Here is a 13,364-nt window from a genome sequence, read left to right on the forward strand (position 1 = left end):
TATGTTTCATAATACCGTACAAATCGTTCAATCTTTCTGTTTTCTGTGATTTTCACCCACTTAATCTTTATATTTGGGGCATTAATCGGATGAATGGATGAGAATATACCTTTTACTGCTGTTTGTACTTATGGTAACGAGAACGCAAGCTACCAACGTTATTTTTGACCGGATAACAATGGATAGCGGGCTTTCTTCTTCCTCGGTGACCTCTATTTTGAAGGATCGTACCGGGTATGTCTGGGTCGGGACGACTGAAGGCTTGAACCGCTACGATGGATATACGTTTAAAGTATTCTTGCCCGTACCGGATTGTCCGGAAAGTATACAAAGCAGTTCTATCGATAAATTATTCGAGGATTCAGATGGAGGTATCTGGATCTTTTTTTCCTCGGGTGGGATTAGCCGTTATGACAGAGGTTCGGATACATTTTTGAATTTCACGAAAGAATGGCTTCGACAACAGTTACGTGTGTATGGTAGTCCTACTTGTTTCTCGGCCTCCGTTCCGGGACATATCTTTATAGGTACGGAGAACGGGATGTTGGAGTATGATGCTAAAGAGAAGAAATTGGTACGCCTTTCGCCGGCGGGTTCGGTAGTCTCGTCGTCTCCTGTGAATTGTTTGTATTCGGCGCCGGATCATTCGTTTTGGGTAGGGACTTTAGCTGGTTTTAGTTTGTATGACAAAGAAACAAACCACTTTCAAGATTATACGATACGGACAAATGACCGGGAGGATATCAATGCCGGCAATTTGAATGGCGTTAACGCGATCTATATCGACCGGTTTGATTATATGTGGTTAGGTACGGGACGTGAAGGGGCTTTTCGTTCGTTTGATATGGGAGAGCGAGAGATCTTCCAATCTGTCGGTCGTGAGGATACTCGGGTATATCAATTCTTGGAGACCGGTGATGGTGATTTCTGGATCGGACATAATAAGGGGGTAAGCTTGATTAGCCGGATGAACCGGCTTGCCTTGCGATGTGAGCATTTCTTTGACCGGCCGGAGGATCTGGAACCTACGGGAGAATGCCAAGTGCGATCCATCTTCGAGAGTAAGGACGGAACGGTCTGGTTTGATGATAGCCGTTTCAATCAAGGTCTTTTTTATTATTCTCCGAAGGAGAGGAAAATGGGACAGTTGAGGAACGTGCCGGAAGACGCACATTCTATCAGCAGTAACCAGATTACCTGTTTGTTTCTGGATGACTCGGATCATCTGTGGGCGGGGCATTCCACGTATGGGGTGAGCCATGCGGATTTAACACCTTCCTTGTTTCGATATACCTTGGGATACACGGAAAAAGAGAATCTGTCTTCTCTTCATATCCTAGCCGTTTATGAGGATTCGGACCTGAATCTTTGGGTTGCGACCTCTAGGGGATTAGATCGGATTAACCATAAGACTTCCCGGGTAGATATGCGTTTTACCTTCTCACCCCGAAAAAGTCCGTCCTCTTTATCCGGAAAGATTATAGGTTCTATCCGTGAGGATTCGGAGCGGAACCTATGGATCAGTTATCAAGACGCCAACCCGGACCGGTTGAATCTGGATGATTTCCGAATCCGCCCTTTTATACCGGATTACCAAGTCTCTTATGATTATCCGATCAACTCGTTGTCGGAGTTATGTAACTTATGCGTGAGCGAAGAATCTTGGTTTTGGGGAGGAGCGGATGAGGGGCGGCTTCGGGTGTGGGATACGAAGACGAGAGCACTTATCACGTATCGATATATACCGGGTGAGATGAATCCCCTTGCGTCGAATCATATTCATTGTCTGTTTGTGGACTCTTCCGGTTATTTGTGGATCGGTACGAATGCGGGGTTGGATCAATACGACAAGCGAACCGGGCGATTTGATCATTTCACGGTACAGGATGGCTTATCGGGAAATATCGTACGAGGAATCCGTGAAGGTGAGCCGGGCATCCTGTTTGTCAGCACGAATAAAGGGCTGAGTCGCTTGGATATACAAAACCGGCATATCGTTAATTATACGACGGCAAACGGTTTATTATCGAATGAGTTTATGGGTGGCGCTTGCTGTAAGCGCAAATCGGGTGAACTTGTATTTGGCAGTAATGAGGGGATCGTTTCTTTTGATCCCGTTCAGTTAACGGACGGTTTGAGAAAAATACCTGAGTCTTTGCAAATCACGAACCTCACGATCGGAGACTCACGTGAGAAGCAAGGTTTACAGGTGGGTTTTATCGCGTTCGATTATTCTCATCCCCGTAGTATCCGATACCGGTATCGTCTGGATGGATATGATACGGATTGGCGGGAGGTGGACGCCAGCGATCGTACGGCTATATATAACCGCCTACCACCGGGAAACTATGTGTTTCGGGTGGAAACTTCCGGCAATGGTTCCTATTGGAGCGCTCCCATTACCGAACCTGTCAGGATCTTTCCTCCTTGGTGGCGGACGTGGTGGTTTATTTTGCTGGTATTCGTGGTTGTATGCGTACTGTTGTATATCGCCTATAAGAGCCGGGTGCGCTGGTATCAGCTTCGCCAAGCCGAGTTGGAGCGTAAGATACAAGAACGTACACGGCTGTTGAAACAGGCCAAGCAAGAACTGGAGGAAAAAGATGCGTTGAAAACTCGTTTCTTTATGAATGTCTCTCATGAGCTTCGTACCCCTCTGACGATAATCAAGGGATTGACGGAGGATCTGGAACGGCATTCCGGTTCAGAAGAATCTTGTGGAGATAAAGAAACTTTGCGTACGATCTCCCGGAATACCAATCGCTTGATTCGGCATGTCAATGAATTACTGGATTTATCGGTATTGACCCGGGGAGTTCCTTCCCCGCATATTGTTTGTGCGGATCTCAGTCGATTCTTAAAGGAGATTTCGGAAACCTTTATTCCTTTGGCCGATTCCTATAAAATTGTGTTTACGTATTCGATTGCCCCGGATATCTCAATCGCTTATTTTGACAAGAATATCCTAGAGCAGGTTCTATATAATTTACTGTCGAACGCATTTAAGTATACGCCGGATGGTGGTTCGGTAAGCTTTTCCGCTTTATTGGAGCAAAGCTCATCCGATGCGGTCATGACTTTACGAATTACGGATAGTGGAATCGGCATTCCCCCCGAATCGTTACCGTATATTTTTGATCAATATTATAAGGGGGAATCGATAGCGTTTCGCCGCTCGGAGAGTTCGGGGATCGGCCTTGCGTACACAAAAGAGCTATTGGAGTTACATAAGGCAACCATTCAATGTGAGAGTGAATTGGGGAAAGGTTCTGTTTTTACGGTTGCCTTGCCTATATCGGAAGAGGCTTATCCTGAGGAGTGGTTGGAGTATTCGGAACCTAAAATGGAAGAGGCATCTTTGCGGGAATCAGTTCCATTGGAAGGAACAAACCCGGTCCCGGAGAATCTACGACAAACGCTTTTGTTTGTAGAGGATAATGAGGATCTATGTCGTTATTTGATGAATGCTTTTCAAACGGATTACCGGGTCGTGATAGCGAAAAACGGAAAGGTCGGCTTGGAGAAAGCCATGGAGATCCTACCGGACGTGATTGTCTCGGATGTAATGATGCCGGTCATGAATGGGATTGAATGTTGCGAGGCTTTGAAAACGGATGAACGGACGGCCCATATACCGGTTATCCTATTGACTGCTTTAGCGGAAGAACGTCAACAATTGGAAGGGTATGGAGCCGGAGCGGATGATTATCTGCCTAAACCGTTCAGTCTTGCTGTCCTAAAAGCGAAGATCAAGAATCTGCTCAAACGTAGTGAGCAACTAAAGTTATATTTCAGGGATCGGTTCGACTTGCGTACTCCGGAGCAAACCATCGCCGATCCGGATAAGGAATTTGTTTCGAAAGTGACAAGGGTCGTTCTGGCCCATTTGCAGGACCCGGAGTTTGATGTAGAGCTTTTCTGTTCCGAGATGGCGATGAGCCGTGCCAGCTTATTTAGGAAATTAAAGTCTACTACTGGTTGCTCCGCTTCCTCATTCACCCGTAATATACGTATAAAGCGTGCCGCCGAGTTATTGGGGCAGCACGCTTATTCGATCGGGGAGGTAGCTGCTCAGGTCGGCTTCTCCGATCCGAACTATTTTACCCGTTGCTTTAAAGAAATTTACGGGATCACTCCGAGTGAGTTTATTCAGACTTCACCGAGTTCACAGGATTCTCATTCGCCGCTTGCCAGTTCCGGAAAGTAACGGTACCGATCGTAACCGAGAGAATGATTAGGAAAGCTACGATGAAGACCCAAAGATGGAGTGGTGTTTTATAAGCGAAATTCTCTAGCCACTGTTGTGTTCCCATCCATGCTATTGGGATCGAGATGATGAAGCAAACGGAGACGATCCGGATATAAGTCTTGTTGAACATCAAAAGAATCTGTCCGGTAGTCGCTCCGTTGATCTTGCGGATACCGATCTCTTTCCGGCGGTATTGCGTCTCAAATAGCACGAGTCCGAATACACCTACGATAGAGATCAAGATCGCCATTATTCCGAATAGGGAGATTAGTTTACCCAGTGTTTGTTCTTTCTGATATAAATTGTTTAAGATGGTGTTGTAGAAAGAGATCTCGAAAGGGAAAGTCGGATCGATCTCTTTCAATGTTTCCCGGACGTGGGCGACAGCTTCCTGTAAATTCGTTTTCGAATTGAAGCGGATATAGGATACCAATTTAGGATTGGGTATATCGTTATTCAATGCGAATACGAAAGGCGAACTTGCGATCCGGCAAGAGTTAAACCGAAAATCCTTGCTGACTCCTAGAACCGTACGATCATTGAAACGATCTCCGGGATGTAAGTGGAAATCCCGCTCTGCCGCCGGATTGATGATATAATCACTTTGTGCCTTGTTTAAATCCTCCCGTGTAAAATCCCTTCCTTCCTCTACTTGGATATCCATGACGGAAAGGAAATTCTCGGAGGCATAGAATACCTTGAAGAATACATCCTTATCTTCATGACGGGCATATTCGAGATCGATCATGTCATCTTCTTTCGATAATTCGTAGACGGAGAAGGCCACATCCTCTATTCCCGGATAATCTTTAAGTTTCTGGATATATTGGGGCTTATGCTTGGCGTAGATCTCCGGTGTCAGGTTCACGATGGCTACTTGGTCTTTATTGAATCCTAGTTGCTCGCTAGAGGTCATGAAATGGTTCTGAAGTCCCATGAATAAGGTGACAATAATCAAGGCGATCGATACCGTGTATTGGAAACCGATCAGGGCGACACGTACTTTTTTCCCTTTGGGACTAAGACCGAAAGAGCCCTTTAGTACCAAGGCTGGCGCATAGGAGGTACTTCGTATAGCTGGATAAAGTCCCGCCAAGCAACCCGTCAAGATAGCGATCAGTGCAGTGAGAAGGATCAGGCCTTTGTATTGACTAAGACGTATATCCGCATCTACCCAATTAGCGATCGGTGTGTAAGACAAATCGTTTACGATGAATAAGGCGAGAATGTAGGATATCAAGCAGATCACGATCGATTCAATCAGTGAGATGGCTTGTAACTTATAGATGGAGCATCCTAATACCCGGTGCGTATTGATCGTTTTCAATCGTAGGGGAATCAACGAGGTTGTGAGATTGGTAAAATTGATTCCGGCGATGAATAAGATGAGGAAAGCGATACCCAGTAACACATAATTTGTCTCCCGGTGACCTTTCGGATTAAAGTCGAAAGTTGTATCATGCGTGTAATAAACTTCCTTTAAGGGGGTTAGACGTAATGCGATCTCTTGCGCTGAACCCATTTGGCTTTTAGCGAAATCGAAAGTCTTGTTGAAATGATCCAATACCTCCTCTTTATTTAGGGGATCGTCTAGCGTGACGTATATTTCGTTGGCATACATTTGCCAAGAACTTTTTAATAGATCCAGTTGGTCCATCGGGACGTAAATACGGTTTTGTACTGTAGTATTTCCCGGGAAATCCTTATAGACACCCCCAATAGTAAGTATCGTGGTACTTACAGGTTGCCAGCCACTACTGCCGGACATCCGGATACGTTTACCGATAGCGGATTGTTTGTCGAACAGCCTTTTGGCGACACTCTCCGGAATGAGTACGGAGCCGGGAATGGATAGGCATCCGACGGAACCTTCTTTCATGTGGAAATCAAAGACATCTGAGATATTGGGTAGACAAAGCTGGAAGTTTTCCTTAAATACTTTCGCTTCTCCTTGATCGTCTACCTCGTCGATTTGGCAATACCGTTCTCCTCCGTAGAATGGATAACGGTAGGAGTAATCCGTGATATGAGCGGATGAGTTAACAAAAGCATCGCTAAACATTAGGCAATGGATGGCGTTATGCTCGAATTCTCCGTGATTTGCCTCTAGCCGGAAGGTTCTGCCCGATTTACTGTGCATGGCATCGTAATTCATCTCGTAATCCACCTGCATTACTATCAGGAGGAAGGCGGCGAAAGCGATTGTCAAGCCGAAGAGGTTTAACACGACGGCGGTCTTAAACCGCTTGAATAGATAAAGTAAGTTTCGAATCATTAGTTTCATTGTAACAGGTTTTAAATATATTCATTTTTTAGAAAAGAAGCAAATAATGTGCCATCGATGTAACGTTCTGCTAATCATAAGATAATAGAAAAATGCTTAGAAACGATTGTGTGTGCCTTCGCACGGTGCACGTTCGCTTTCGCACGTTATTTGATTTTAATTCGTAAGTTTGCGGATGTTTTACATATAGAAAGATAATTCGGAAATATCAGCATGGAAACTTCAAATAAACTCTGTTATTGGTTCCTTTTTTATAAAGACCAACTGTTGCTTCAGAAAGAGAATGATACGTATACCATCCCTTATGGCGAGAATCCCCCAGTTCCGGTTTCTCATACGCTGGAGGTTGATTACCGGGATGGACTTCCCGCGCGTACGGCAGAATTAGATACTCCGGTGGAGGGGAATGACCGTTACGTACATATGGGGTTGCGTGCCTCTTGGGATTATATCTCGAGAGCGTGTTACGAGAAGGCGGGTAAGGCTTTTCAATTGCTTTATTGGGATAGCCATAGCCGTTTCTGCCCGGTATGTGGTACTCCTACCGTACAGACTACGTCGATCATGAAGCAATGTCCTTCTTGCAAACATGAGATTTATCCGACAATCTCAGCAGCGATGATCGTCTTGATCCGTAAGGAGGATTCGATTCTTTTGGTACATGCCCGTAATTTCCGGGGAACTTTCCATGGATTAGTGGCCGGATTCTTAGAAGTTGGCGAGACCTTGGAAGAGTGTGTGCGTCGGGAGGTCCGTGAGGAAACGGGTTTAGAGGTCGATAATATCACTTATTTCGGAAACCAACCCTGGCCTTATCCGAGTGGCTTGATGGTAGGCTTTGTAGCGGATTATGTAAGTGGGGAAATTAAGTTGCAGGATGAGGAACTAAGTTCTGGTGCCTTCTATACCAAAGATAACTTACCGGAGATCCCCCGTAAGTTGAGCTTGGCCCGTAAGCTAATCGATTGGTGGTTGGATCATCAATGAGGAGTCCTTTTTTGCGGCCTCTGCCTGTTGTCTTTCGAATTTCTTCCTTTTAGAGATGACATCCGGGGTAGGGAGGTTACCGTAGTTTTGCCAAGTTCCGTTGCGTTTTGCGTTGCGTTTATGGACATATGTTTTCCGGCTGGTCATCCTTCCTAGATCGAAGGTAGCTAGTGAGGTACGACCACTGGACGGAGTCCTTTTCAATTCATCTAAGATAGATTGATAGACAGGCAGTATCTTTTTATACGGTGGATTATGTTGCCAGAATACCGATGGCGGTAAATCCTTCAATGCTACTTTTCGGTGTGTCGTATCGTCTTGTTGGATATATTCTGAGAAATCTTTGGTGATAGGGATATTGCTGGGAGCGGCCAGTTGAGGTTTCCCCATCGGTTTTCCTGGTTCCGGGTTGAGGAAAGAACCGCTTTGGATTGCTTTTTGGAATTCAGGGTTCAATTTGATGGAATCTTTGCCTGCTAATACATCCTTTAGCCAGATCGAATCTTGCTCAGTCCATTGCGCATAGCCTAAGTGTATATTTATACAGACGAAAAATCCAATCAATAGTGGTCTCATGAATGCCTGAATTGTTAATTGTGTTCAAAGATAGTCTTCCTTCTTTCTCCTCGTTTTTTCTTTCGCTTAAATAGTCTTACCGTTTACTTAATCTTAACCCTCTTTGCGGACTATTAATTTAACAGTTCATCTGCGCACGATAATCGTTCGATTACGCACGCTTCTTCCATTGATTTAATACCTACCTTTGAGGCATCACAAACTAGTTCAGCGCTTATGAAAAAGGGAAAACTATTAATTATAGATGATAATGAGGACATTCTTTTTGCCCTTAATTTATTACTGGAGCCCTATATGGAACAAATAAGAGTGGCTACGCAACCGGAGCGCATCGATCATTTCATGCGGACTTTTATCCCGGATATTATCTTGTTGGATATGAACTTCAAACGGGATGCTATTAGTGGTCAGGAGGGTTTCTATTGGCTGGAGAAGATAAAGAAGATAGACCCGGACGTGGTAGTTCTTTTTATGACTGCCTATTCGGATACGGATAAGGCCGTGCGGGCGATTAAGGCGGGAGCTACCGACTTTATCCCGAAACCTTGGGAAAAGGAGAAATTACTCGCTACACTCTCTTCGGCATTGGAACTTCGGGAGAGTAGGGCGGAAGTGCGAAATTTAAAGAAACAAGTTGAGATTCTTAGTTCACCCGAGGATGCTGGCTTCGAGATCATCGGTGAAAGCGAACCGATGCAGGCTATTTTCGCTACGGTCGATAAATTAAAGAATACGGATGCCAATATATTAATCTTGGGGGAGAATGGAACCGGTAAAGATTTAGTTGCCCGCGCCTTATATCATCAATCTCCGCGTTCGGGGAATCTTTTCGTCGGGATCGATGTGGGCTCTATTCCGGAACAACTTTTCGAGAGTGAATTATTCGGCTATGAGAAAGGGGCTTTTACGGATGCCCGTAAGGAAAAGCCGGGACGAATGGAGGTAGCTTCCGGTGGCACCTTGTTCTTGGATGAGATCGGGAACTTAAGCCTTTCCATGCAAGCGAAACTGTTGACCGCTTTGGAAAAACGACAGATAACCCGTTTGGGAGCAACGCAACCCATACCGATTGATATCCGGTTGATCTGCGCAACGAACGTGAATATCCATCATCTTGTGGCAGAAGGTACTTTCCGGCAAGATCTTTTATATCGTATTAATACGATCGAGTTACATATTCCTCCCTTGAGGGAACGAGGAAATGACGTGATCTTATTGGCTGAACATTTCTTGTCGAAGTATGCTCGTAAATATAAGAAAGACTTGAAGGGCATTAACAGGGATGGGAAGAATAAGCTACATAATTATGCTTGGCCCGGTAATGTACGTGAACTGCAACATGCGATTGAACGGGCGGTTATCTTGTCTGAAAGTAATTGGCTAAGGCCGGAAGACTTTATTCTGCGTTCTGTCCCGCTTAGGGATAAGGAACCATCCGATGAGTTAAATTTGACGGTATTGGAGAAAGAAGCGATCGAACGTGCCTTACGTCGTGCCGAGGGGAATATCACTCGTGCCGCCGAGCTTCTAGGGATTACCCGCTTTACCTTGTATCGTAAATTGGAGAAATTTGGCTTATGATACGTTACTTGTTGTTCGCTCGTATTTTGGGGATCGTGGTCTTGTCTTTTACTGCCTCATTCTTAGTGCTGAAAGGGTTTTTGTTTATTCCCGCGCTGTTCGGATTTTGTATTCTTGCGCTTTCGGTTTTCTTATATAAGGATCAGCAAAAGACTGTTAAGCGGATGGAATACCTGATAGAGAGTATTCATTACGGGGATCTGAGCCTGTTTTATCCTTCCGATTCAATGACGGAAGACGAAAAGGCTTTGGCCTCTTCTATGAACGCTGCCTTGGAGGCTTTGCGGAGTCGATTGTATAGTTCGGTGGTCGCTGAGGCGGAAACTGAGGCATGGCAGAAACTTATCCGGGTATTGACGCATGAGATCATGAACTCGATCGCTCCGGTAATCTCTTTATCGGAGACGGTAGCCGAGCGTGCGACGATAAATGGCATGAATGAGAAAGACTACGCTATTATGGTACAAGCCATGCAAACGATCCACCGAAGAAGTAAGGGGTTATTGGATTTTGTCGAGAATTATCGGAAATTAACCCGTCTGCCTTTACCTACTTTACGAAACTTCTCGGTTTCGGCTCTCTTTGACGATATCCGGCTTCTATTCCCGGAGAAATCCGATATCCTCTTCTTTCATGTAAAGCCGGAAGACTTGAATTTATATGCGGACCGGATCATGGTGGAACAAGTATTAATTAATCTATTGAAAAATGCGATAGAGGCTTGTGAAGAGTCCTTATCTCCTCAAATAGTCGTGGAGGCTGTCCAAAAAGCCGGCATGGTTATTATTTCGGTGATTGATAATGGTAGCGGAATTGTTCCCGAGGCGATCGACAAGGTCTTCGTGCCTTTCTTCACGACTAAATCTAAAGGTTCCGGTATCGGATTAAGTCTTTGCCGGCAGATCATGAACCGTCATGGAGGAAGTATTAGTCTCGACTCTCAAGTAGAGAAGGGTTCCTCTTTCGTCTTGCGTTTTCCGATTGTTACCAAACGGATTCTATAAATAAGTATTAATACATGCGATTAGCTTATCCGGCTTGATCGGTTTAGCGATGTAAGAGGAGAATCCACTTTGTTTTACCCGTTCCTCATCCTCCGCGAAGGCGAAAGCCGTTACGGCGATGATAGGAATGGACTGGTTCTTTTCCCGAATTACCCGTGTAGCCTCATAGCCGTCTACGATCGGCATTTTTAGGTCCATTAGGATTAAGTCCGGTTGATATTTATTGAATAAATCGATCGCTTGTTCCCCGTTCCATGCGTGTATAAGGTTATAATCTTTCAACATGGCTTGGAATAAAGTATAGTTGCTTTCGTTATCTTCCGCTATTAATAGGGTTGCAGATTTGGATGACTGGCTCTTCTGTACATTCTCGGTCTTTGGTTTCTCATGCGGGACTTCCTGCATCTCTAGTATCGAATAGGGCAACGTAAACCAGAATGTAGAACCTTTTCCTTGCTCTGATTCCACCCCTATATCTCCACCCAGACGCTTGATAATCATCTGGCAAATCGATAATCCCAGCCCCGTTCCTTGCACAAAGCTATTTAACTTAACGAAACGGGTGAAAACTTGACCGATCTTATCCTTGGCGATACCGCATCCTGTATCTTTTACATAGAAATACAACTCATCATCTCTATGGCGGTAGCCAAACAGGATGCTACCTTGAGTCGTGAATTTGATGGCGTTGTTGATAAAGTTCGTAATGACTTGGGAGACCCGGTTACGGTCGGTGCGTAAGATACAATTCGGGATCTTCTCGACAAAGCATACCTGCACACCATCTTGCGCCTTCAAACGGGAAGACTGCTCGATATCGGAGAATAGTTGATTGACATCTACGTCTGAATCCACGAATTCTAGCGTACCCGCCTCTATCTTGGCTAGATCGAGAATATCATTGATCAATTGCAATAGCAGGTCGTTGTTGCTATTAATGATATTGATATATTCCTCTTTATCCTCCATATTCTCGGTTACGGCCAATAATCCGGAGAAACCGACGATCGCATTCAATGGCGTTCGAATCTCATGACTCATATTCGCCAAGAACGCGGATTTCAAACGATCGGACTCTTCCGCTTTCTCTTTCGCTTTCCTCAGTTCGTTCTCCGCCTGTTTTTGTTTTGTCACATCTTCTTTCTTGAAAATAACCCCGATAAGGTTGTCGTGCTCGTCTAATACAGGGTTCGCCAAAATATGAAGATACTTTCCATCGCCGAACTCATTCGTGATATCGACCTGCTTTTTGGTTTCCATGGCCTTTGCGACCGTGCAACGGGTACAATAAGGCTTTACTCCGTTCTTGACCAAGAAGCAATTAGCCGGACCGAATTCAGGGATACAGTCATGGAACTCTACCTCATTTCTCCATTTTACGGTATAATCCGGCTTGATGAAATAGATGGAAGCTTGGATATTATTCATGATTAGTATATTATCCTTCTGTAGATCCAATAACTTATCTTTCAGTTTATTGGTCCGGATAAAGAAGATTAATATCATAATCAGGAAAATAAATAATACGGTGATTACGCTTAGCAAGATCTCGAACCTGTATTTGGAGAATAGGCTCGGGTCCTCGTTGATAATAGTAGCGTCGTGGGGCAATGACAATCTGCTGATATCAAAAGCCTTGATCTTTGAAGCGTCGAACATATATCCATTGGGAATGATTTGTGGATGGATATCTTTAGGGGCGATTTTCTTCTCCAATATACTTAAAGCCTCTTTCGCCAAATCGGAACCTATAGGCCTGTATTTGGGACTGAAACCTCCGATGGCCCAGTGCCCTATGCCGACGGATGCCAATGTGAATGTCGGGATTCTGGGATTGGCGGTCATCATGGTATACGTGGCATTTCCAACATAATACCCGTCGTTCACGTCTACACGCCATGTACCAATCAATATCACGGTCTGATCCGGCAGGTTCTTGATTTGCTCAACAATGGTGTAGATATTATTCTTTCTTCCATCCAGTAATATCAAGTTCAGATCCTTGATATTTTCCATTTCCTTTTTTACCAAGGTCTGCATAGCTAAACCACCGTAGGTATTATCGGTGATTAATGCTATATTTTGAGTTTGGGGATATAGCTTACGTATTAACCGGATATTTTCTTTTACGTCATAAGAATACAAGAACCCGCCAAGGTGTAAACCTTTATCTACGTACTCTTGGATATCGATGTATTTCGGTTCCCATTCAGCGACATTTAAATCCGAGTCGGGTAATAAGATCGCATTCTTACTGATCATACCGCATAAAACCGGTATATTAGGCTTGTATTCTTGGGAGATATAAGAAGCCCATGCCTCTTGACCTAAGATAATGATAAGCTGAGGGGTGTTATTTTCCTTATATTTATCCAATATACCTCTCATCTTACCGTCCCATAAGGGGGCTTCCGGGAGGCTCTTACAGTTCATGTTCTCGATAACCACCGGCGAGATACCACCTCCCCGCTTATATTCCTCCATAAACTCGGAAATATTGGCGGTCGTATTACGTGTATCGGGATTGTAGGAGCTAATGATTAAAATAGGGCCTGCATTATCTGTAGCGTATAAGTGGAAAGAAAAGACCAGACTTAACACGATAAAGAGTACGAATCGTATGTAGTATTTTAATAATGTCATTCTTTACCTACCTATTCATGTGCTTATTTGCGATTAAAGT

Annotated in this window: 7 protein-coding genes; 4 read left to right on the forward strand and 3 right to left on the reverse strand. The window is 44.5% G+C overall.

Translation table 11 applies throughout. The annotated features are described in order from the left end of the window. Window positions 1–97 precede the first annotated feature (97 nt). Window positions 98–4,207 carry a hybrid sensor histidine kinase/response regulator transcription factor gene (locus ACYIA1_RS18515; protein ID WP_480336204.1) on the forward strand — a complete coding sequence of 1,370 codons (4,110 nt, stop codon included), beginning with the start codon at window positions 98–100 and terminating at the stop codon, window positions 4,205–4,207. Here ACYIA1_RS18515 and ACYIA1_RS18520 read toward each other — a convergent pair. Next, window positions 4,146–6,533, reverse strand: a complete 2,388-nt coding sequence (locus ACYIA1_RS18520) for an ABC transporter permease (protein WP_039848539.1) — start codon at window positions 6,531–6,533, stop codon at window positions 4,146–4,148. The two genes, ACYIA1_RS18515 and ACYIA1_RS18520, sit on opposite strands and share 62 nt — an antisense overlap. Window positions 6,534–6,746: 213 nt before the next feature. Here ACYIA1_RS18520 and nudC point away from each other — a divergent pair, with 213 nt between their 5' ends. Further along, the gene (gene nudC, locus ACYIA1_RS18525; protein WP_009016882.1) at window positions 6,747–7,520 is read left to right on the forward strand and encodes an NAD(+) diphosphatase; all 774 of its coding nucleotides are present in this window, start codon (window positions 6,747–6,749) and stop codon (window positions 7,518–7,520) included. On the opposite strand, the gene ACYIA1_RS18530 is transcribed toward nudC, so the two are convergent. After that, the gene (locus ACYIA1_RS18530) at window positions 7,491–8,096 is read right to left on the reverse strand and encodes a DUF4858 domain-containing protein (RefSeq protein WP_480336207.1); all 606 of its coding nucleotides are present in this window, start codon (window positions 8,094–8,096) and stop codon (window positions 7,491–7,493) included. The two genes, nudC and ACYIA1_RS18530, sit on opposite strands and share 30 nt — an antisense overlap. 216 nt (window positions 8,097–8,312) lie before the next feature. Between ACYIA1_RS18530 and ACYIA1_RS18535 the strand changes: the two genes are divergently transcribed. Beyond that, complete coding sequence (locus ACYIA1_RS18535) at window positions 8,313–9,677, forward strand: sigma-54-dependent transcriptional regulator (protein WP_009275379.1); 1,365 nt, start codon at window positions 8,313–8,315, stop codon at window positions 9,675–9,677. After that, window positions 9,674–10,681 carry a sensor histidine kinase gene (locus ACYIA1_RS18540; protein WP_427824436.1) on the forward strand — a complete coding sequence of 336 codons (1,008 nt, stop codon included), beginning with the start codon at window positions 9,674–9,676 and terminating at the stop codon, window positions 10,679–10,681. The genes ACYIA1_RS18535 and ACYIA1_RS18540 overlap by 4 nt, the downstream gene beginning before the upstream one ends. Here ACYIA1_RS18540 and ACYIA1_RS18545 read toward each other — a convergent pair. Continuing rightward, complete coding sequence (locus tag ACYIA1_RS18545; RefSeq protein ID WP_121960664.1) at window positions 10,676–13,324, reverse strand: ATP-binding protein; 2,649 nt, start codon at window positions 13,322–13,324, stop codon at window positions 10,676–10,678. The genes ACYIA1_RS18540 and ACYIA1_RS18545 overlap by 6 nt on opposite strands. Window positions 13,325–13,364 lie beyond the last annotated feature (40 nt).

Source organism: Parabacteroides sp. KHUB-02, assembly GCF_056640955.1.